General features: G+C 34.6%; 15 protein-coding genes and 1 CRISPR repeat array (1 of these 16 running past the window's edge). Of the genes, 6 read left to right on the top strand and 9 right to left on the bottom strand.

The window, feature by feature from the left end; all coding sequences use genetic code 11:
* Nucleotides 1-331: 331 nt before the first annotated feature.
* The 9 genes from RM549_RS09755 to RM549_RS09715 form a co-directional block, all read right to left on the bottom strand.
* A complete protein-coding gene (locus tag RM549_RS09755) occupies nt 332-1,255 on the bottom strand; it encodes a hypothetical protein (protein ID WP_311684199.1) in 924 nt (307 codons plus the stop codon).
* A gap of 54 nt (nt 1,256-1,309) precedes the next feature.
* Nucleotides 1,310-2,401: a type I restriction enzyme HsdR N-terminal domain-containing protein gene (locus tag RM549_RS09750; protein ID WP_311684198.1), complete on the bottom strand. Its 1,092-nt coding sequence runs from the start codon at nt 2,399-2,401 to the stop codon at nt 1,310-1,312.
* Nucleotides 2,402-2,468: 67 nt separating this feature from the next.
* Nucleotides 2,469-4,031, bottom strand: coding sequence for an IS1182 family transposase (locus tag RM549_RS09745; RefSeq protein WP_311684197.1), 1,563 nt, complete (start codon nt 4,029-4,031; stop codon nt 2,469-2,471).
* Between the two features lie 236 nt (nt 4,032-4,267).
* A complete protein-coding gene (locus RM549_RS09740; RefSeq protein ID WP_311684196.1) occupies nt 4,268-5,032 on the bottom strand; it encodes a hypothetical protein in 765 nt (254 codons plus the stop codon).
* A 1,104-nt stretch (nt 5,033-6,136) separates the two neighbouring features.
* Entirely contained in the window at nt 6,137-7,270 is a 1,134-nt protein-coding gene (locus tag RM549_RS09735; protein WP_311684194.1) for a hypothetical protein, read from the bottom strand.
* A gap of 360 nt (nt 7,271-7,630) precedes the next feature.
* The gene (locus RM549_RS09730) at nt 7,631-8,311 is read right to left on the bottom strand and encodes a hypothetical protein (RefSeq protein WP_311684192.1); all 681 of its coding nucleotides are present in this window, start codon (nt 8,309-8,311) and stop codon (nt 7,631-7,633) included.
* On the bottom strand, nt 8,308-9,912 hold the full coding sequence (locus RM549_RS09725) for a type IV secretory system conjugative DNA transfer family protein (protein ID WP_311684190.1): 1,605 nt from the start codon (nt 9,910-9,912) through the stop codon (nt 8,308-8,310). The genes RM549_RS09730 and RM549_RS09725 overlap by 4 nt, the downstream gene beginning before the upstream one ends.
* An 11-nt stretch (nt 9,913-9,923) precedes the next feature.
* Nucleotides 9,924-10,949 (bottom strand): MobB family relaxase, encoded by a 1,026-nt coding sequence (mobB, locus tag RM549_RS09720; protein ID WP_311684188.1) that lies wholly within the window; start codon nt 10,947-10,949, stop codon nt 9,924-9,926.
* Nucleotides 10,950-11,474: a BfmA/BtgA family mobilization protein gene (locus tag RM549_RS09715; protein ID WP_311684186.1), complete on the bottom strand. Its 525-nt coding sequence runs from the start codon at nt 11,472-11,474 to the stop codon at nt 10,950-10,952. It abuts the gene before it with no gap.
* 1,277 nt (nt 11,475-12,751) lie between these two features.
* Between RM549_RS09715 and RM549_RS09710 the strand changes: the two genes are divergently transcribed.
* The 6 genes from RM549_RS09710 to cas2 all read left to right on the top strand — a co-directional run bounded on the left by RM549_RS09710 (nt 12,752) and on the right by cas2 (nt 21,648).
* Nucleotides 12,752-13,864: a hypothetical protein gene (locus RM549_RS09710; protein ID WP_311684184.1), complete on the top strand. Its 1,113-nt coding sequence runs from the start codon at nt 12,752-12,754 to the stop codon at nt 13,862-13,864.
* A 79-nt stretch (nt 13,865-13,943) separates the two neighbouring features.
* On the top strand, nt 13,944-14,777 hold the full coding sequence (locus RM549_RS09705) for a type IV toxin-antitoxin system AbiEi family antitoxin (protein ID WP_311684183.1): 834 nt from the start codon (nt 13,944-13,946) through the stop codon (nt 14,775-14,777).
* Entirely contained in the window at nt 14,774-15,562 is a 789-nt protein-coding gene (locus tag RM549_RS09700) for a nucleotidyl transferase AbiEii/AbiGii toxin family protein (protein WP_311684181.1), read from the top strand. The genes RM549_RS09705 and RM549_RS09700 overlap by 4 nt, the downstream gene beginning before the upstream one ends.
* Before the next feature lie 417 nt (nt 15,563-15,979).
* Nucleotides 15,980-20,374 (top strand): type II CRISPR RNA-guided endonuclease Cas9, encoded by a 4,395-nt coding sequence (cas9, locus tag RM549_RS09695; protein ID WP_311684178.1) that lies wholly within the window; start codon nt 15,980-15,982, stop codon nt 20,372-20,374.
* The gene (cas1, locus tag RM549_RS09690) at nt 20,371-21,267 is read left to right on the top strand and encodes a type II CRISPR-associated endonuclease Cas1 (protein ID WP_311684176.1); all 897 of its coding nucleotides are present in this window, start codon (nt 20,371-20,373) and stop codon (nt 21,265-21,267) included. Before cas9 ends, cas1 begins: the two co-directional genes overlap by 4 nt.
* A 36-nt stretch (nt 21,268-21,303) precedes the next feature.
* Nucleotides 21,304-21,648, top strand: a complete 345-nt coding sequence (gene cas2 / locus RM549_RS09685; RefSeq protein WP_311684174.1) for a CRISPR-associated endonuclease Cas2 — start codon at nt 21,304-21,306, stop codon at nt 21,646-21,648.
* Nucleotides 21,649-21,756: 108 nt separating this feature from the next.
* A CRISPR array of direct repeats spans nt 21,757-22,684; the repeat unit is 46 nt; unit sequence CCTGTGAATCCTGATTAAAAATACAATTCTGAAAGCAATTCACAAC; it runs 2,078 nt beyond the window's last position.

Here is a 22,684-nt window from a genome sequence, read left to right as displayed (position 1 = left end):
GTATGGAATTAGCAATTGCCACAACCTTATTACCACGAGGTGCATGATACTTTGCTAATTCATTTAGTGCTGTACTTTTGCCACTACCATTATTCCCAATAAAAATATTTACATCTTCTTCTGCATGATGAAAGTCTTTAAATTCTTCTGGTAATTGATCAAAGAAAAAAAACATATTATTAATTTTTTGCTTGTTGACAAGGGTCACGGTTAAGAGAAGTAGCGAGTAGGGAAGAGCTGACTTTTCAGTATAACCAGATTAAATCTAGGCTTCGAAAATATAGAATTTTATCTAAACCTAAACTATTTTTTAAATGTTAACTGTAGCCCTTTAAACGATTTTCGTTGAAAAACTAAGATCTTGAATATCTACATTATGTTTTGAGGATTCAGCAACATTATCTTCTCCAAAAAGTAGAATTGCAACTTTGTTGTTTCCATTTTTTTGATTTCGATTGAACATTACATTTCTTAATTCCACCATATTATGAATTAGTCGGCTACATTGTTTTGTCATATCAAAATCTCTTTGTGGATCGAGCATTTTTGTATTTACAATTGTTTCTTTCTCTTTATCATTATATATCTGAAATGATATTGAATTGCTTATATCAAAACTTAATTTTTCTTCTTTAGTTTCTAAATCTAATAAATGCAATGATTGATAATTTGGATAAGCTCTCATTGTATGTTTATATGCATTGTATTCATCTCTCGGACAAAAATCGGAAGCTAAAATCTTTATTACATTTTTGATATTTTCTATGCTTTCCGATACCATTTGATACCAATTATTATCAAATTTACCTTTTGCATATGTACCTGGATAAAATAAATAATGACCAATCGTTACATTATGTTCTATGTCCTCAATTTCTTGGTCTAAGAAATTTAATTTCATTTTTCCATTAGCAATTTGCTCAATCCTCTTGTAGTTTTTTTGCCAGTTAGCTTTCACAAGCTGTCTAACAATTTTACTATTATCAGGAACTATTTCATTATTAGGTAGAAATGCGAAAAAAAACTCAAAAAATGTTTCTATACAATGGAAGTAATTCTGTCGTAGATCAGTTTGCAATATGAACTTTGTATTATTTGTCAGAGATAAACTAACATCTTCTTTTATTAATTCTTTGCATTTTAAATTTTCATTTGTTTTCTCAATATCATTAAGCAAAGTGAATAAATAATTTGCTTTTACTTCGTGATATTCTTTTATGTAACTAGAATAAAATGATTCCGGACTTGTTTCCAAATTTGTTTCTTAAAGGGTTGCTGCAATAACTGATATTGGCTATAGTATTTATACCTAAGTCTTTTCTACAGAAAATCCTTCTCTTTTTGCTAAATCAACGAGATTTTCGATATTTCCTTTTCCCCATTCTGTTGATACAACGAATTTTACACCGTCCGAACTTTCTAAAATTTCCTCGGAACCAGTAAAATGCCTTTTATTAGATTTATTGGCATATTTTGTTTCAACAAAATCTAATTTATTAATTACTCCTGTTGAACCTTGATATTCATCTTTAAATACTTTTTTTAAAGAATTGAAATTTGTCGGTTTTTGCTTAATATAGTCTTTGACTACTTGAAGTACAAATCTATTTTTTGCCAAAGCAATATTATTTCCGTTCAAGATATATCTTGTTCTGTCCCTTTCAGATGATATTGTTGGTTTTAAGTTCTCAGTAGTTGATTGAAAACTTGAATTTTTTAATTCTTTGTGACTATTCGAGGCAATATTAATGTTTATTTCTTGTAATACATTTTCAATTATCTCTGCGTCATATTTATTAAGAAAATCTTGCTTGATTAATTCCAATACTTCTTCCCGATATCCAGTAGATAATATTTTATTTAGTAGTTTTTTTTGATCTGCTTTACGGTTTATTCTTTTTAGCGAATTAATTGTAAATGATTCCAAAGATTCATAATTGAAGTTTTCTTTTGAAAATAACTCAACAAATTTTTCACCTTTTTTACTATTGTTTTTAAATTCAATAGTTTCAAGTAAAACGGGATCGTCGTGGTCAGTTAAATCACCATCATAGAATACTTGAATTACTTGCCCAATCAATATTCCATATTGCAATCTCAATTGACGCATATAAGAAAACAACTGTTGTTGAAAACCTATATTTATAGGTATACTTGGTTGTTTAATTTCAATAACGAAAAGGTTTTTATTCTCCTTGGAATTTATAACGAAATCGGGCGTTATTCTATTTGCAGCTCCGATTTTAAATGAAGGTCGGATTTGTATATCTCCTTTAAATTCTTTCCATTCTAAAATTCTTAATACTTGAAGTACATTTTGTTCAAAATCGCTTTCACTAATATCATTCTTGATGTTCTTAGAAAGTAAAAAACAGATTTCATTCCAAATTTCGTTGTTCATATTGGTTTTTTTGTTTAAAGCTTATTGCCAACGGCAGTCTGTCTAAAAACCTCTTAGTTTCTGCCAATTATGGACTAAAATAAGGTTTTTTAGGGAAGGTTTTTAAAATGATCGGTAAAATGTATTCTGCTATATCAACATGCCTCTTAGTCCTTAAAATCGATCTATGGCTGCATAACCAGGTGGTAAAATAGCTGTGAATAGTCTTCAGGAGTTTGTCCCAGTCTTTTTCACCTATTAGGTTCAAGATGCGCTTGAGATTGTAGGCAATAAAGATGAAGCCAACATCTGCAGAAGCACGTTTTTTGCCTTTTTTGGAAAGGATATGGTCAAAGCCCCATTGCCTTTTCATAGTCCCAAAGGGGTGTTCCACGATGGCCTGCCTTTGCCGATACAATTCAGGATCGGCCTCCATATTCCTTCGGTTTTCTTCATAAACAGCCGTAAATATATTCCTGGCAAGGATCCTTCCGTTTATGGCCGTGGTACAAAACTCCCGCACCGGGCATCCCTTGCAGGCTTTTGTTTTATACTGTTTGAATTTCGACTCATTAGATTTTCCCCTGTGGTTGGTGTAATAGTTCCCATTGGTTTTTAGTAAATGCTGCTCCGGACATGTATAATGATCTTCTTGCTGGTCATAAATAAAATTTTGAATATTGTATTTAGGATCTGGTGCATTGGAGGCGGGGGCCGGAATAGCCACCAGGGTTTTAATCTTTAGCTTTTGCGCAATTTCCAGTTCAGACCCTGTATGGTAGCCTTTATCAAAGAGTGCGGTAAAATCGGTGCTTCCCAGGATGGCCTTTGCTCTTCGGACCATCGCCCCCATAGCTTTGGAGTCATTGCGATTGGTCACCTCGTAATCAATGGGGATGCAATGCTCGGCATCAACGGTGGACTGGACATTGTAAGCTACCTCCGTAATATTATTGCGTAGGACCATATGCCGGCTCTCGGGATCGGAAGTAGAGATCTGCTCTTCTTTGGTTTGATCCAACTGGTTCTGTAACCTGTGGTAATTATTCTTTCGTTTGTTGTGCTTATCCATCTCTTTATGGATGCTTTCTTTAGCTAAAGTACCATCGGCATTTTCCAGGGCCTTGTTATATTCCTGAAGTTTATTCTCGATATACTGAAGGTGGCGGTCGATCTTCTTTTTATTGAAATTGTTCTTTTTGCTATTCTGGGCCCTTAGCTTGGTACTATCCCCTGCAATAAGCTTTCCCCCAATAAGGTTGAAGTTTTTGGCCAGCACCACCGTAGCTCGGAACACCTTTTTTATGGCCTCGGGATTATCTTTTCTAAAATTGGCAATGGTATTGTGGTCTGGGGAAAGTTGCCCTAGAAGCCACATCAGTTCAATATTGCGCTTGCACTCACGCTCCAACATCCTTGAAGAGCGAAGCCGGTTCATATACCCATAGATGAATAACTTGAGCAATACCCCTGGATGATAGGCTGGACGTCCCCCTTCGGGAAAATGTACCCGAAAACCCATATGCTCAAGGTCCAGGCTATCCACAAAAATATCTACGGCCCTGACCTCGTTTTCCTGTTCGATGGTATCATCTAATGACACCGGGAACAGCGAGGATTGTTTGCGATCTTTTCCTTCTATAAATCTCATAGCATGAAGATACTGCAAAAGCTCAATCGTTGATAAAACCAGAATGATAAGAAATCAACAAAGTTATTAAGAGTCAGTAGGTTATTAGACAGTCTGACGGTTTCGCATATCTAATCGTTCCAGGAAAATTAGCAATTATTGTTCAATCAATGATTTTAATCCTAGAAAATCTTAAAATTCAGAATTCCAACGAAACGCCGCAATCAGTGATATACAGTGTTGTTAGGCGCTTTTCTTTAGTCCAAATTCCAGTACACATCTCTCATAACTTCTGGATCATCAGTCCCAGCTGCATCTGCTAACCAATTACTTGAGTCATATCCGCTGTCATAGTCGTAACTTGAATTATCATATCCAGTTGCATATGATGGTTCTGAATTCTCAAATTTCTCGTGCATTTCTTCAATTTTACCACAAAAGCGTAAATTCAGATTTTTTATTACCACATTGCTTTTGTAGCATAATTCAGGCTCTTTATCCATTCCTTCATAAATATTTTCTCCTTTTTGGTAATATTCAGGACCTATAAATGAACCTTCTAAAATGTGAATTTCACTTAAATCTAATGATGTTAAACCTACAACTCTATTTGCACTTGTAAAAATTGCTTTATCTTCTCCTACATCAAAACCAATGTTATCCTTTCCGAATTTATGAAAATGAAATACTTTCTTGATTTTCTTTAGACTTTTAAGTTTATCCGAGTTCTTTTTCCGCATATTTTCGATTGTATCCGAGCATTCAATCCAAAAGTCTTTAATAATTGGATAGTCCCCTTTATAAATTTCTCCTCCAAACATTTTTTCTCCTTTCCTGTAAAGTTCAGGTCTTATTTTAGAACCGATTAAAATTTCTACCTCATTAATATCAACTTCTGTAGATTGCTTTACATTCGCAGGACTTAAATACAGAAATTTTTCAATTCCCTTTACTTTGAAGCCAACTCTTTGTCTTCCTTTATAAATTATAGTAAATACGTCAAGAATTAGTTTGTGTCTCATACGATTGGTTTTTCAAATGCCCTTCAAGGTATCTCCTATTGTAAGCTTACACTACTAAATATAACTTTAACAATTATGGAATAGAAATAAACTCAGTTTTATAAAATTACCCATTATAAATAAGACTTATTACGGGAAACCATAAAACAAAACCTTTCTACCATTGTACTGAAAACCTTTCTTTCATTTATTTTCAAAATCTTGGGTAATTTTTCTAAACGCTGCTTAATTTTATCTTTTTTCTTTTTGAGATAAATTCTTTAAAGTAATCTGCACTTCGAAATTCTCCAGTTCTTGGTGTTTATACTTAAATAATCATCAAAGATTTTCTCTTTATTTTTGGATCCATTTTATTCGGTCAAAACCCAAGTGGTATTTATTACTCAATAAAATTGGCTATGTATGGTATCTGATTCAGATATAATATTTCCCATTAAGTATTATTTTATTTTAGCGTGTAATAGGTGCCCGGCCTTTTCCTTGTCGAAAAACTAACTTGTCCTCATCTACCAATTGAGCTAAAATTTCTGAATTCTTACTTGATTTAGCTTTAATTAATGGAAAAGCTGCTCCCCTGTTTATTGTTTAATGGTCTAAAGGTAGAGAAGTATTTTTTATTTCTCTAAAGTTAATCGTCCGTAATCGGCCGAAATTGGTTGATCTTCGGCTGTTATAGTTTGCAAGCTATTGTGCTTTTCATTTAAAATTGATTGTAAGGATTCGTTTATAAGATGGAAACCTACGTTTGAAAAAAAGAAAAGAGATTTTCTAAATACTAATGATTAAAAACTAATCAGGAATTTTAATTTTTCTAATTATCGTTTGGATAAGGTTAGGAATTTATTTGTCTTTAGGGCAATTACATAAAGCACATTAAATAATTACTATAGCATTTAGCAGGGCCATATTTTAGTCTACAGTTGGTTACGTTCCTTTGGGTGGTGAGATGTTATGTCTTTGAACTCAATTTGGATAAATTTCAGACCATTGATCAATCATATTATTTTGTAACGTTGGTTACTATTTTATAGGTTATTGAAGAACCACCTTAAATTTATTTTTTCGTAGATAAAACCTATAATTTCAAATAAATAGATAGGATATTTAATTCATCACATTCTTTGCTTTGTTTATTTTATATCCATCTAAACTAAGAGAAAGTCCAATTCTGAAAACAAACACAATATCATCATATCGTATATTAAGATAATCTCTTCCATAATAGGTCGATACAAAATATCCAACGGACCTATGATATTTTGGAGTAAGAGCAAAAAATAACTTCGCACCCGTCCTATATTTCTTATCCGAGTCTATGTTTGCTTGAAATTCACCTAGGTCTCCAATGATATAATTAAAATCAGCACGGAAATGCCATGGTATATCTTGTCTTGGAGAAGACCGGTAATCATAAATTAAGGTTAGTCTATTCCTGCCATACTTAAAGTCTTGGCCACCTGAGTAAGCGAATGTGCCATCACTAGACCCCCAATCCCATCGATATCCCACACTTAATTGATGTAGATTTTTATATCCCACGTGATATTTTCCAAGAGTAGTTTGAAAATATAAATAATTTGTGCTAAAATCTCCGTCACGATAATTATTTCTTTCTAAACCGGATTCAGGCTCAATATAAATTGAATCGCCAGATTGGCCATTACTATAATGTTGAACCTTGAATAGAAAGTTTACAAATGTTAGGTTCTTGCCAGGTTTTAATCTATAGATACTATCCTTACTATTTTTTTTCCAGGATGATCCAAACCATTTTGAGTAATTATTGTATAAATTCATTTGATAAGATAATCCTGGTTTCTGACTTGGAGGTGTAACAGGACTGGAGTTATCATATAGCATTCGGAAATTAACTCCATAATCAAATGCTATTCGTGCTAATTTGTTAGAAGCTACGCCATATTCTTTTCTACCATATATTAAGGGATAACTCAAATAAAGATCTGCTTCTAATAAATAATCGTTTGATTCCCCTTCATTATCTTTCATGGGAACTCTTCTATCTTGTATAGGAAATACACCATTTGTAATAGCTGATGCCGTCGAAATGGGCATATTTGCAGTCCAACCCTGTTGAATGATATAAAAAATAGTATTTCTGTAATCTTCTTGATCTAAATAATTAGCTTCTCTGATCCTGTCTAGTTCGACTTTTGATTTAAAAATCTGTGCTGATGCTAATCCAGGAAATAGAAGGCAAAAAAAGATTAATTGTTTCATGTTTATGGCTCGGTTAGTTGTAGTTTGCTATAAATCAGGATATAATATAGCAAAAATATCCGTTAGATATGAAATTATATCTATTCAGAAATGTTTAGGATTTTTAAAATTGATAAGATGTTTTTAGATTCTCACCGAATCTCTACACCCAAGTGAATATTTAAAATAGAGAGCTGAAAAAATGGTGTTATTTTAAGATTTAGTAAAATTATAGGGAGTGAGGAACCTATTACTTTGTGACTACTAAATTTAAATAATAACCTATACTGTTTTAATAGGTTATTAGATACCACTTTATGATAATAAATTTTCCTTGTGACAAATTAATCAGTTTTTATATGAATAAGTTGACTTAATTTCTCACAATGGCTTTCCATAATCTTTATTCTTTCTAACATGCAAGTGATCCCAATTATGGGACGCAGGTTTTAAATTTTGCTCATTTTTTATTTCGTCAGCCTTTATCATCCAATTCCGGGCACAGGCCTGCCAATTTGTGATTGGATTTTTGCCATTTAATTTCCATCCAATGGATTCGTAAAAATTAAAAAATTTTTTAGCTTCTATAGAACTTCTTTTTTCTTCTATAAAATATGCTATTACAACTTGTTCATTCTTTGGACAAGTGTTTTTAAAAGAGTTTATTATATGTTTACCTTTATGTTTATTAAAAGAGACCAATTTTTGGACAGGTACTTGTTCAGAATTTGAATAAGTCTTGTCCATTTTTTGATCAGTGAGGAATTCAAATCTGAACATCTCAATGAGTGAACCAATTTGCGGATTATTAGAAGGATGGTATTGCAGGTATCCCCAGGTTTTTAGATCCTGGAGTAATTTGTGGTAAGTAGTCCTGGAACGTATTTTGGCCAGCGACATTACCTGTTTACTGTTAACCATGATGGTTTTTGGAAAACGTTTTTGATTCCATAACTCAAAAAACGCCAGGTATAAGCTGCGGTGTGAAGATGAGATTTTGTCATCTTCAGAGAATTTTCGCAGTACTCCGTTAAGGTGGCTAATGTAATTGACGGCATTCATTTCTGGGAGTTTTCAGATTTATAGATCGCTTTGGCTTCCCTGTATATTTTCTGAAAATTCAATTCCAGATCTTCCGAAGAAAATTCCTGCTTAGGAATCGGTAATTCTTTCGGCCATTCGGGTGTAGCGAATCTTACTTTTCGGTCTTTTCCATCGGCAAAAGTTACGAACTGCCCGGGTTTTAAGCGGAAGAATAGATCGGCCCTGATCTTGGCGACCTCCCGCTCACTTTCGGTTCTACGAGTATCGAAATCCAGATTATCACTTTTGCTTACACTGATACTTTTCCTCTTTACAATCTCGAAGAAACTTTCATAATATTTCGCAGTATCGGGATCATTCACCTTTCCAAAAAACTGGTAAGACAAGTTGCTGAGAATCGCTTTTCCTGCTTCCCTACCATAAAGAATATCATTCTGTATCTTATCCTGGATTACATAGACCGTAGCTATATTATAACTTCGTAGCGTCGCCGGAATACGGTGCATATTGAGTAGGCGAATTGTGGAAGCCTCTTCCATAAGGATAAAAGAACCAAGCCGATCATGTACACTCATTTGCTTAGTGATACTATGAATAATAGTAGCGACGATTGGGGAGTATGCCGATTCAAATTTAGGATTATTCACTACTGAGATCACTCCTGGATTTTCCGAATGATTGATATTTAACGGAATCTCATCTTCAGAAAGAACCATAAAGATCCGCTGGGTGCTTATTTTTTTAAAAGCATTGGAAAGCGTGCTCTTTACGGAAGCTGTCTGTCGTTCGGAATCTACCCCGTTTATAAAAGCATTCGCCATAGCCTGAGAGGTGAGATTAGAACTTAAAAGGCCCACTAACTCATAGGCAGTTAATTGTTGGAATAGGGCGATCATATGTGGCAGGGTACAATAGCCGGGATGATCAGTTTTAAGTTTCCAAATAAGCCCTGCAATTATACCTTCTGCAGCATCATTAAAGAACTGGGAACTCCCGGATGATATATTTTCCTTTTTTTCCAATAAATTTTCCAGCAGTACCCGGGAAATCTCGTTCACACTTTCTGCGTCCTGCATATAGCGAGGTGCAATGGGATTTACTTTACTATAAATGGTATCAAAGGAAATTATATAAAAGGGCATTTTGCCTTCTTTAAATAGTGGGTAGGCAATCCTGGAAAGTTCAAAATTTTTATAGTCATGAATAATTCCACAGAAAGTTTGCTTACTAAAATGTCTTAGAAATTGGGCAACCACACTTTCGGTCTTTCCGCTCCCCGCAGCTCCAATGATAGAAACTCCGCGGCGGATATCTTTCAATTTGATCGATCCCGAAGATAGTGGCATCCTGAAAGCATACTTGTAGGTCAACTTATCCTTTTCAATCTTTAACAGCCATTCATTAATTAGAATATTGATGAGGATTAGTGGAATAAACAGGCGAATGGAAAGCATCACGAACAAGTTAAAATCAAAGCGTGAAGTAAAACTTGTAACAAACAGCAGGAATATAAACCCAAAGTTGATGATATAACCCCAGGAGGTATTTTTCAGGGAATAGTAAAACAAGCCCCCAACCGCTGCATTAAAAAAAAGGATAAAATAAATATTTGACAGCATAACAGATAATTTTAATAACCAATAGAACTTGCTTTAATACTGGCTTCGATAATTCTTTTTAGTTGTTTATAAGCGAACCCCACTTTATTTTGAGGCAGGTGTAAAACGGGCAATTGTAAGCCCGCTTGTCGGATCATCTTAAAAGCGATCTTTTTCTCATTGATCCCCAGGTTTCTTAGGGATAAAAAATATTGTTTGGGATCCTTACTCAGCATTTTCCTGGCGGTATAGCTTTCCACATAATTTCTGTTGTAATTAAACATCTTGTCAAACGCCTTTTCAGAATTTTGGAAAAACCGGTCCCGTTCAAACCCGCGCTTGACCTTTTTGCCATGCATCTCCACTTCCGAAGCTTTGTATTTACTGCCCGGGGAAAGGCTGTAAGTGTTTGAAGCATCTTTCCTGCTTACAATGATATGGATATGGCTCTGCAGTCCTTCTTTTTTCATTCCCGGTTCCACCGCCTGTCCCCGAATTTTATAAGGAGCATCCCTGACCAGCTTTTGAATCTCATTTTCAAGTTTCCGGGTGTTTCCGGGAACTTCCCCACGTTCTACCTTCCGAAGTTCATTTTTCAGGTGGGCGATCTGCTTGCTGAAGGGTTTATTTTCCCGAATGGCTACATCGTTACTTTTAAAGGTTCTTTCATATTCAATTTTGGCGTAATATTTAATGTCATCCACATTGATTGGCCTTCCACCTATCTCCCGGTTAAAGGAGCCGGCATATTCTTTCATTGCGTCACGAACAAATGCCTTTAATTTTTCAGGATTATTGTGGATATGTTTTAACTCGTAATGGCTGGGACTAATGGTGATAGAATAATATTTGGGTTCTTTGTGTTTTAATTTCGAAGTATTCCCATCGATCTCTTTGATCACCTCGTAGGGCTGTATTTTATCATCATACTGATTAAAAAAATATTCCTTATCCAACAGACTTTTACCCTGGTTTTCTTTTTCCAGGTAGCTCACAAAATCCCCTGCGCTTTTTGAAAAAGCGCCACCTGTTTTTTGAGGAGAGATGCTGATATACATTTAGTTCTTCTGTTTTATGGCTACTTTAAATTGTTCAAACTCGGTGCGGGGGATGTTTAACTTTAGATAATCCGGGCCAAAGGCGTTGCTCTTTATTTCCACATTTTGTAGCAGGTACTCCAGGTCCCTTTTGGTAGCTTTCAATACTTCCTCAAGCCTGGAGATTTCCAATTCCAATTGCGCCAGGCTTTTTTTATTAGAAGCCGAAACTTTTTCCTTTTTTGCAACTTCAAGTTTTGGAACTGCGCGTCCTTCCATAAGTAGCTCCAACATTAACAAGCTTGGTTTAGTCTGGGTCTTCTCAATATTTTTAAGAATAGCTATCACGGCATCTATCCTTTTTTTAATAAGCAGTTCCAGGCTCACTTTTGAAGGCACTAAGGTTTCAAAAGGAGAGAGGTTATTTTTTTCAAAAAAATCCAGGACCAGGTCTAAAGATTCGGACTGGTCGCTATTGTTCTTCTTAGAAAACTCCCGGAACCTCTTTGCCGTACTTGCCTTTAATTGAAGCCTTGATTTTGACATAATGGATACTATTTTAATATTTACTGGCTATAGCCATCTCGATTTTACAGGCCTTTCCAGTGGGGTATATCCACGAGGGTGGATACTTTTCTAGTTTCAATAATAACTAAACAACACAAAATCAGTGTTTTACACATTAAAGAAATCGAACGACATCGCTCTGCGTGTCATCCTCTTGCTATTCGATTTCGTCCCGCAGGCGGGACAAAATTTCCATACAAGTTGGTTTGCACCAACTGCATTTTTAAAAAAGGAATTAAAAAATCTCTTTCCTTTTTTAAACAGGTATAATTATAGGACAAAAGTCAAATCAGTAGAATTCCAATTATGATATCAATCGGTAAATCAACACTTTAAGATACTATTTATACCTATTCAATGAAAGTGAAAGTTTCATAGGATTTGGTGTCTTTTGGATTAATTTGATAGCAATTCCTACAAATTTGTCAAATTGGAAAAATTTGAAACGGCAGATTTTTGATTTTGGAGACTTCAAACCTTCAAAAATTTCTACTGTTGATTTTAAAAAAAGATATCCAGTTTTGAACAAATTAAATCTCTCACTGAATTAATTTTTAAATGATTTACTTATTATATCCCGAGCATTTTCCTTTTTTGTTTTTTAACCTCAAACTGGATTTATCGTTTTAGAATTGATACTGATTCTGCCTTTTCTTTTCAGATTTACTTCCTATAGAGCCGTCACATTACCTTTTTTGATGCTTTTGCATTACAATATCCTGGCCTGGTAAAGCGTATAAAAAGAGTAGGCGAAGCCGAAACGGCTTTATGCCGCTGTCCAGGAAAGGATGTTGTTTTTTTGCGTCTAAAAAAGGTATGGATGTTAGGATGAAGTTTATATAAGGATCAGAAAATCCTACTATTTTCTTCAGGAGGTAAAACTATGATCTGAAGTTCTACCAAGCGGACTTCATCGAAAAATTTCGATCTGGAGTGGAGCGATCCGATTTTTCATCGGGTTAGCGTAATGGAAGTCGCAATTTCTTCGATGGTGTCCAAGACCTTTATAGAGAAGCGCTTTTCCCGGAATGAAGCTTTTGCGAAATGTAGTGGAAATGGGCTGAACGGGTATTATAATATATTGCTAGTTAAACATTCTCCCGTATAATAAAAGGTGAATTTTTTCACCGAAGCTGGCTCCGTCATCTTTCAATTTTGGTCATTCTTTAATAGTCAGTTTCAACCTTGTATTTCAGAATAATAAACAACATTTTAAATTTACAAGTGAAGTCTGTCCAACTTAAAATTTTATAGTAATGAAAACTGAATTTGATAGACAGGAATTCTTTAATCTCTGCTGGGAAAAGAGTATTGCCTGGTTTTGTGAAAATTATTTATTATCGTATCGGGAGTTTAAAAATATCAGTACTAAATATCAAATTCCTTTGCCTCCCAATGGATATTGGATGAAAAGAAAATTTGGCAAGGAAATAAACAAACCAGATTTACCTAAAACCTATCATGGTCCATCAAAAATTCACCTGGTATTAAGAACTAAAGAAAATTCAAGAAAGCCTAAGACAGCCGAAAAACTCCAGCGTATAGATTCTAATTCTGAGTCTTACGTTTTAGAAGTTCCAAAGAAATTACCAAAAAATCCAGATCCTATTATCCAGGAAATGTTGTCTGATAATCCGAAGAAACATCCAGTAGTAAATAATATTTGGGATTACACCAAAAGGTACAACTACGGAAGAATTTCGGTTAGTGCCTCAATAAAGCCATATAAAAGAGCCCTTTGTTTTCTAAATACATTTATTAAAGTGATGAAAACAAGAGGACATTATTTTTTATTCATTTATGAGCGGGCCTATATTGTGATTGAAGGTATTGAAATCGCCATCCGAATGCGAGAAAGATCAAAGAGGGTTTATGAAACTGAGAAATCAGGTTATCGAACCAGTAAATTAGTTCCTATTGGACTTTTAACCATTATTACAGGAGAGTATTTTTATAAAAAGGAATGGCAGGAAACCCCTACCAGGTCTCTTGCTGAAAAATTACCGCTTATCATTACCTATTTAGAGAAAATGGCTAAGCAGGAAAGAATAAGGAAGGTTGAAAACGAAAAGCGATTGAAAGAGCAGGCTATTAAAAAGAAAAAAGAAGAAGCACGAAAAAAATTACAAACAGAAGAAATTGAAAAGCTCCGGTTTATTAAGCAAAAATCAGATCTCTGGCACGAGGCCAATAAAATTAGAGATTTTCTGAAGGCGTGTGATGAGAATGAAAATTTGACTGAAGAGATGAAGAAGCTTGTAATATTTGGTTACAAAAAAGTTGACTGGTTGAATCCACTTATTTCATCTAAAGATGAGTTGTTCGATGATTTAGATCCTCATAAATTACTTGAGGAAATAAAATCTTAAGTAGGTCTAAATAGAGAAACAATGATTTTTGTTAGACAATCTATATTAGATTATATTTTTTAGTAATTATTCGAGAAATGTGGCAAAAATCACTATATTTCTCGAAATTTTACTAAAGGTGAGTTTAAGCGAATTTATAAAAGAGCGATTATCCTATGAGGAATATGCTTTTACGTGGAATGAGCTAGTTGAAGGGACGTCTGGTAAATCCGAATCCTTGATTCGTAATGATCTTTATTATGCTGTGGGTAATGGGGATGTTGTTTCCCTCCGACATAAATTCTATTTAATTATTCCGCCTAGATATTCTCATTCCGGCAAACTACCAATTGAGCTATATATCGATAAACTGTTTAGTTTCCTAAATAGAAACTATTATTTGGGATTGTATTCGGCCGCGAGGTATTATGAAGCAAGCCATCAGCAAATTCAAAAGGAGTATATACTTCACGATAAATCTCCATTGCTTTCAGTCTCCAAAGGAGCTGTTAAACTTGACTTTTTTACCGTTTCCAACTGGCCAGAAAAAAATATTCTAAATCGTAAGGGTGATGCGGGAATATTTAAAATATCCAGTCCGGCATTAACAGCAGCCGATCTATTACACCATCAATCCAAAATTGGGGGGTTGAACAGAACACTTTCCATTTTAGAAGAGTTGTTCGAAGAAGTAGAAGTTTCGGATATAAATGATCTGCTCTCTTGGTATTCCCAAAGAAGCGTATTGCAACGTTTTGGTTTTTTGCTAAATGAATACAATTCCAATTCCGAACCAGCCGAATTAATTTATAGCCATTTGAAGCTTCAAAAGTTTTATCCTGTTTTATTAAGTCCTAAGTCAAATCAAAAAGCAGGTGCCGTCAACAATCGTTGGAAAGTGGATGTTAATATTAAAATGGAAAGTGATTTATGATACCAAGACCAGATATAGCGAAATGGCAGATGAATGCCCCCTGGAAAGAGTTTATGCAAGTCGAGCAAGATTTGGTAATCAGTAGGACTTTAGTGGAGTTATTTTCCGATGATTTTTTGAGGGAAAATTTAGCTTTCCGTGGAGGAACCGCCCTACATAAACTTTACTTAAATCCTGCTCCAAGATATTCCGAAGACATTGACCTGGTGCAAATAAAACCGGGACCAATTAAACCAATTATGAAACGGATAGGTGAAGTCGTTACTTTCTTTGAAGAAGAAAGGCGTACTCAAGTTAAAGGACACGGAGCAAAAGCACTATATCGATTCAATTCAGAATATGAGAATATCAGACTAAGGCTAAAGCTAGAAATAAACTGTAAAGAACATTTTAATGTATTGCCCTGGGTTGAATATCCTTTTGAAGTGAAAAGCAACTGGTTTGAAGGAAAAGCGAATATTCGTACTTATAATATCAACGAATTATTGGGAACAAAATTAAGAGCCTTATATCAACGCAGTAAAGGTAGAGATCTCTTCGATCTAGACTACTCCAGGCGCAATATGGATCTAGACATTCAGCTGATTTTAAAGTGCTTTAAGGTTTATATGGATTTCTCTGTAGGCCAATCTCCCAGCGCTAAGGAGTTTTTACTAAATATAGAAGAGAAAGAAAAAGATCCGGATTTTACTGGTGATATGGAAGCTTTATTAAGGTCAGAAATTCAATATAACCAGGTAAAAGCATTTCAATGGTTGAAGGAAGAAATAGTTCAGAAGATATAGATTTAAGAAAATACTATACTATAGGTGTCATAAAAATTAAGTTAAGAACATTGGAAAGTTAGGGATGAGACAGGTTAATAGAAAATCGCAGGACCTATAACCTAAAGGTACCTATCGCTAATGGTCTTTTTTCAATAGCCTAGAATCTTTCTTTAATTAAGGGTTTTTCCTAGTTTTTTGTAGGAGTTTATAATTATTTTCAGTAATTATGTTAATCTTATTTGGCCTACCCTACTATTCCAAAAAATGAAAGCGACCTGTTAAGGCCGCTTTAAATGTTTTCACAACGGAATAATCCTTATTGTGAATTGCTTCAAAATTGTGTAACAAGTATAAAACAATTATTTGAATTGTACAATGCGGATTTCCGTAAAGGGATAAAACTTGTATTAATTAACTTACCGAAAATCATAGTATATGAAACGAATTTTAGGTTTGGATCTGGGGACAAACTCTATTGGGTGGTCCATTATAGAACAGGATTTTGATAAAAAAGAAGGATATATTTTAGGAATGGGAACTCGGATTATCCCAATGAGTCAGGATATTTTAGGGAAATTTGATAGCGGAAATTCCATTTCGCAAACCGCAGAAAGAACTGACTATAGAGGAACACGTCGTTTAAATGAACGCTATCTTTTACGTCGTCAACGTTTACATCGGGTTTTGAATATTCTAGGCTTTCTTCCACACCATTATGCAGACTCAATTGATTTTCACAATAAGTTAGGTCAGTTTTTACCCGGAAAGGAAGTGAAACTAAACTATCAGCTTAATGGAGGTCCCAAACACCATTTTATTTTTCAGAAGTCATTTGAAGAAATGGCTAAAGATTTTAAGATTAAACATCCTGGTCTGAAAATTCCATATGATTGGACCTTATACTATTTAAGGAAGAAGGCGCTTTCATTAAGAATATCTAAAGAAGAACTTGCGTGGGTAATTTTAAATTTTAACCAAAAGAGAGGTTACTATCAATTACGTGGCGAAGACGAAGAAACCGATAAAAACCAAGAATATGTTTCTTTACAAGTAAAGAATTTAATTGACACAGGGGAAGCCGTTAAAGGCAAACCACTTTATAAAGTAATCTTTGAAAATGGATGGGAATACGATAGAGATATTACCAAAATCGAAGATTGGGAAAATCAAGAAAGAGAATTTATTGTAACTACAAAAACCAACAAAGATGGTAGTATCAAAAGAACTTTTAAAAAAGTAGATTCCGAACAGGATTGGATTGCCATCAAGCAAAAAACGCAGCAGAATATAGATGAATCAAAAAAAACTGTGGGTGAATTTATTTATGAATCCTTATTGAAAAAACCCAATCAAAAGATACGGGGAAATCTGGTAAAGACTATAGACCGGAAATATTATAAGAAGGAACTTTCTGAAATTTTAGAAAGTCAAAAGGAGTTTCATCCAGAATTACAGAATCATGATCTATATCAAAAATGTTTAATTGAATTATATCCCCGCAATGAAGCACATCGGGCAAATAATAAAAGCAAGGATTTCACCTATTTGTTCATAGACGATATTATTTTCTACCAACGTCCGTTGAAAACCAAGAAATCTACTATTTCCAATTGTGCCTACGAAAAAAGGTATTTTAAAAAAGATGGTGTACTGTTGGAAAATCCATTAAAAGGTATTCCAAAATCCAACCCGCTCTACCAAGAGTTCCGTCTTTGGCAGTTTATTCAAAATCTCAGAATTTATAAAAAGATCACCGCTGGAGAAGAAAAGACAAAAATTGATGAAGACATTACAAAGGCACTATTGCCGGATACTTCTTCCATCATTGATCTATTTGATTTTTTAAATGACCATAAGGAAATTGACCAAAATCAAATACTCAAGTATTTTTCAAATCTAAAAGTAATCCCAAAACAGAAGAAGGATTCTTCTTTATATCGGTGGAACTATGTAGAAGATAAAAAATATCCTTGCAATACAACAAGGTCCGAATTTTTAACAAGAATAAAAAAGATCCAAGGAGTTCCTCAAAACTTCCTCACCCCTGAAATTGAAAAGGAATTATGGCATATTGTTTACTCCGTAAAAGATAGAAAAGAATTTGAGAAAGCACTTGAAACATTTGCAAAGAAAAAACAATTATCATCCGAAGACTTCGTAGAAACCTTTAAAAAGATTCCTCCCTATTCCAGTGATTATGGAGCATATTCTGAAAAAGCTATCAAAAAACTTTTACCATTAATGCGGATGGGTAAATATTGGAATGAAGGCGACATCACACTTGAGGTTAGAACAAGAATCGATGATATTATAGAACGTCTTAAGTCCATCAATTTTGATAAAGAAAAAATTGAAACTGTGGCTGATGATGCCTATAAAAAACAGGTGTTAAGAAGTTTTATAAAGTTCGAAGGAAAAGTCAATCCATTTGAAGGTTTAAATACATATCAGGCCTGTTATGCAGTTTATGAAAGGCATTCTGAAGTTTCTGAAGTTATTAACTGGAAAACACCGGCAGATATTGACTTGTATTTAAATGAAACCTTCAAGCAACATCAACTTCGAAATCCTATTGTAGAACAAGTGGTGACCGAAACTTTACGAGTTGTGAGGGATATCTGGAAGCATTACGGGAAAAGTGAAAAGGATTTTTTCTCGGAGATCCATTTGGAATTAGGCCGGGAAATGAAAAATTCAGCCGAAAAACGACAGCGATTAAGCAACCAAAATACTGAAAGGGAGAATACCAACCAACGAATCAAGGCTCTATTAGAAGAATTGCAAAACGAAGGTATTGATTCTGTAAAACCCTATTCCCCCAGCCAACAGGAAATTTTAAAATTATATGAGGAAGGTGTTTACTTTAATGCAGAATACGACCAGGTTAGTGAGGATGAAATTGAAGCGATTAGGAAGAAAAATACACCTACAAAGAAAGATATATTACGCTATAAATTATGGTTGGAACAAGGTTATCGTTCGCCCTATACCGGAGACATAATTCCGATGAGCAAACTTTTTACTACTGATTATCAAATTGAACACATTATTCCTCAATCCCGCTATTTTGATGATTCCTTCAATAACAAGGTAATATGTGAAAGTGCTATTAATCCATATCCATATAAAGACAACCAAACTGCTTATGAATTTATAAAGAACAGTAGGGGGTGTGTCGTACCGGAATTGGCTAATAATGGGAAAGAATGTACAATTTTTACCGTGGAGGAATATGAAGACCATTGCAGAAGCTATTTTAGAAAGAATCGAACAAAATTAAAATATTTACTAAGTGAAGATATTCCTGAAGGCTTTATAAATCGTCAACTTAATGACAGCAGATATATCAGTAAATTCATTAAAGGCTTATTAAGTAATATTTTACGAGAACCTAATGAGAGAGATACAACAGTAAAAAACCTTGTTCCGGTAAGCGGTGCGATTACCAGCAGATTAAAAAAAGATTGGGGATTGAATGACAAATGGAATGAACTTATCGCCCCGCGTTTTAAGCGGTTGAACGAAATCACCAATTCTAATGATTATGGGTATTGGGACAATAGAATAAATGCGTTTAGAACAAAGGTTCCTAAAGATATTGAAGTTGGTTTTAGCAAAAAACGCATTGATCATCGTCATCATGCTTTAGATGCATTGGTAATTGCTTGTACTACAAAAGATCATATTAATTACATTACTTCTATTAATACGGAAAGGAAGAATCATAGTTTAGTTAAGAAACTAAGGGAAACTAAAAAAATAGAACTAGGCGGGAAAAAACGCACAGTTGCTAAATCATTTAAACAACCCTGGGAAGGTTTTACTATTGACACAAAAAATGCCTTGGAAGAATTAGTAATAAGTTTCAAGAAAAATATTAGGGTAGTTAACCGAACAAATAATAAAACCTGGCATTGGGAAAGAAAAAATGGGCAATGGAAAAAATCACTTCAACTTCAAAAAGGAAAGAATTTTGGCATAAGAAAACCACTTCATAAAGAGACAGTTTCCGGATTGATTGACATTCCCACTCCAAAAGGAAAAGTGGCAACTGCTACCCGAACTAACATTTCTGATATTAAAAACCATAAACACATAGATAAGATTACCGATAAAAGTATTCAGAAAATTTTACGAAACCATGTAAAGATTTATCTTGATGAAAAGGGAAAAGAAGATTTCACAGAAGCCTTTAGCCCTAAGGGAATTTCAGATTTGAATAATAATATTAAAGTCTTAAACAATGGCAAGAATCATCACCCAATATATAAAGTAAGGCAATATGAGGTGGGAAATAAATTTAGCGTAGGTGAACGAGGAAATAAAACAGATAAGTATGTTGAGGCCGCAAAAGGAACCAATTTATATTTTGCGGTGTATTGGGATGAGAAGAAGCAAAAGCGAAACTTTGAAACCATTCCCTTAAATGAAATGGTGGAACATCAAAAACAGACCGCCCATATCCCGATGAAGGAAAAGCAACCTATTCCCATAGACCACACTAAAGGTGAGTTTATATTTTATCTCTCCCCAAATGATTTGGTATATGTTCCTACCCAAGATGATATATCTTCAGGTATTATCCCTGAAAATTTAAAAAAAGAAAATATTTATAAAATGGTGAGTAGTTCTGGATCTGAATGCTATTTCACTCATCAAAACATCTCTACTTTGATAAAGAGATATGATGCTAAGACAAAGACTGGTGAATTATCTAGTCAAAATAAACTAGAGACTACACTTGAGATAGATAACTTAGTTAGAATAAAAGAAGTCTGTTGGAAACTTAAAGTTGATCGCCTGGGAATCATTCAAAATGTAGTTCGATGATAAAACGCACTATCTTTTTCGGCAATCCAGCATACCTTAGCACTAAAAATGAACAGTTAGTAGTAACTTTCCCTGAAGATGAAAAAGAGGATAAAACAGTTCCCATTGAGGATATAGGTATGCTTGTTTTAGAAAACCCTCAGATTACTTTAACCAATGGGCTCATCACAAAACTTATTCAGAATAAAGCGGCAGTCATAAATTGTGATAAACAGCACCTCCCCTGCTCTATTTTACAACCCCTTGTGGGGCATACAGAACAAACAGAACGTTTTTCAGCTCAACTCAGCGCGAGTTTGCCTTTAAAGAAAAATTTATGGCAGCAAACCATTAGTGCTAAAATAAGCAACCAGGCGCAGCACCTTTTTCGTAGGAATAAAAACCATAAAAAACTGCTGCGTTGGGCTGCAGAGGTCAAAAGTGGCGATACCGAAAATCACGAAGCCGTTGCAGCCGCCCATTATTGGCAAAATCTTTTTGATATAGAAGGATTTACCAGATATCGACACGGGGATCCTCCAAATAACCTTCTTAACTACGGCTATGCGATTCTACGGGCAATTACTGCAAGAGCGCTAATTAGTTCCGGCTTATTGCCAGGTGTGGGAATCTTTCACCATAATAAATACAATGCCTTTGCCCTGGCCGATGATATTATGGAACCTTATCGCATTTATGTAGATGATCTGGTTTATGAAATGGTTGTTGTGGAAGCGAATATAGACGAGTTGACTACTGACCTGAAATCACAACTTCTAAAAATTCCCGCCTTAGATGTCTTTATTGATGGGAAATGGAGCCCCTTAATGGTAGCCCTTAGTCGCACCACTAATTCCTTATACGAATGCTTTGCCAATCTAAGCCGAAAGATCCTTTATCCGGTTTATCAGTAACATAATGTATGAAGAAGGGAATTCAACATAAAGTATATGGATGAAAAATTTTCACGTTTAAATCAATATCGAAGTATGTGGGTATTAGTGTTTTTTGACCTTCCAACGGAAACCAGGGTTGAACGAAAAGCGGCAGCCCGTTTTAGAAAAGACCTGCTTGATGATGGTTTTGGCATGTTCCAATTTTCAATTTATACCAGGTTTTGTGCAAGTCGTGAAAATGCAGATGTACACACCAAGCGTACCAAAAGAAACCTCCCCAAAAAAGGAAAAGTGTGTATTATGCAAATAACCGATAAGCAGTTTGGAATGATTGAACTTTTTCACGGAAGAAAAGAAACAGCTCCCGAAACTCCCACCCAGCAACTCGAACTTTTCTAGGATTTTAAAATCCCCTTTAAAATCATTCTTGGTGTTTCAATATCTCCTTTATTTTAAATCCTGAAACAACACTTAAAAAACAGGATACCAGCATTTTAGAGCGGGTATCCTGTGAATCCTGATTAAAAATACAATTCTGAAAGCAATTCACAACCAATTACCGATGATCTTCCACAGACACAAACCTGTGAATCCTGATTAAAAATACAATTCTGAAAGCAATTCACAACTGATCTGTTTTCAACATCACCACTTTTTTGCCTGTGAATCCTGATTAAAAATACAATTCTGAAAGCAATTCACAACAGATAGTGTGGTGCATTGTAGATTCAAAAACCTGTGAATCCTGATTAAAAATACAATTCTGAAAGCAATTCACAACAATTGTACTCTTCGGATTACTGACAAGCTGCCTGTGAATCCTGATTAAAAATACAATTCTGAAAGCAATTCACAACTCACATCAGTTATTTCAATTATTCTTTTACCTGTGAATCCTGATTAAAAATACAATTCTGAAAGCAATTCACAACAGAAAAGTTTTAGGTGTAAAAGGCATTTGACCTGTGAATCCTGATTAAAAATACAATTCTGAAAGCAATTCACAACCCAAGCTATCGATTAAAGCAAAATTCTCTGCCTGTGAATCCTGATTAAAAATACAATTCTGAAAGCAATTCACAACATACAGGATTTAATCCCTTAGTTAAGTCAGCCTGTGAATCCTGATTAAAAATACAATTCTGAAAGCAATTCACAACATTTAATTTCGTTACTAAAAAAAACGATGTCCTGTGAATCCTGATTAAAAATACAATTCTGAAAGCAATTCACAACTTTTTAGAGCTACAATATCGCCGCTTTCTACCTGTGAATCCTGATTAAAAATACAATTCTGAAAGCAATTCACAACTAGAAGTCGGTTACTTTCTGGACTTTCCTACCTGTGAATCCTGATTAAAAATACAATTCTGAAAGCAATTCACAACGGGTCCTTCGCTTTTTCCGCTTCGTATTGGCCTGTGAATCCTGATTA

It is taken from the genome of Autumnicola patrickiae, assembly GCF_031846525.1.
GTDB lineage: Bacteria > Bacteroidota > Bacteroidia > Flavobacteriales > Flavobacteriaceae > Autumnicola > Autumnicola patrickiae.
Note: the sequence above shows the minus strand (reverse complement) of the source record. Positions and strands in the feature narration are given on the sequence as shown.

Bases quoted from the DNA above. Each gene is read 5' to 3' on its own strand.
- RM549_RS09750 (WP_311684198.1), bottom strand. From the start codon at position 2,401: ATGAACAACGAAATTTGGAATGAAATCTGTTTTTTACTTTCTAAGAAC.
- RM549_RS09710 (WP_311684184.1), top strand. From the start codon at position 12,752: ATGAAAACTGAATTTGATAGACAGGAATTCTTTAATCTCTGCTGGGAA.
- RM549_RS09735 (WP_311684194.1), bottom strand. From the start codon at position 7,270: ATGAAACAATTAATCTTTTTTTGCCTTCTATTTCCTGGATTAGCATCA.
- RM549_RS09715 (WP_311684186.1), bottom strand. From the start codon at position 11,474: ATGTCAAAATCAAGGCTTCAATTAAAGGCAAGTACGGCAAAGAGGTTC.
- mobB (WP_311684188.1), bottom strand. From the start codon at position 10,949: ATGTATATCAGCATCTCTCCTCAAAAAACAGGTGGCGCTTTTTCAAAA.
- RM549_RS09740 (WP_311684196.1), bottom strand. From the start codon at position 5,032: ATGAGACACAAACTAATTCTTGACGTATTTACTATAATTTATAAAGGA.
- RM549_RS09700 (WP_311684181.1), top strand. From the start codon at position 14,774: ATGATACCAAGACCAGATATAGCGAAATGGCAGATGAATGCCCCCTGG.
- RM549_RS09725 (WP_311684190.1), bottom strand. From the start codon at position 9,912: ATGCTGTCAAATATTTATTTTATCCTTTTTTTTAATGCAGCGGTTGGG.
- cas2 (WP_311684174.1), top strand. From the start codon at position 21,304: ATGGATGAAAAATTTTCACGTTTAAATCAATATCGAAGTATGTGGGTA.
- RM549_RS09730 (WP_311684192.1), bottom strand. From the start codon at position 8,311: ATGAATGCCGTCAATTACATTAGCCACCTTAACGGAGTACTGCGAAAA.
- RM549_RS09745 (WP_311684197.1), bottom strand. From the start codon at position 4,031: ATGAGATTTATAGAAGGAAAAGATCGCAAACAATCCTCGCTGTTCCCG.
- cas9 (WP_311684178.1), top strand. From the start codon at position 15,980: ATGAAACGAATTTTAGGTTTGGATCTGGGGACAAACTCTATTGGGTGG.
- cas1 (WP_311684176.1), top strand. From the start codon at position 20,371: ATGATAAAACGCACTATCTTTTTCGGCAATCCAGCATACCTTAGCACT.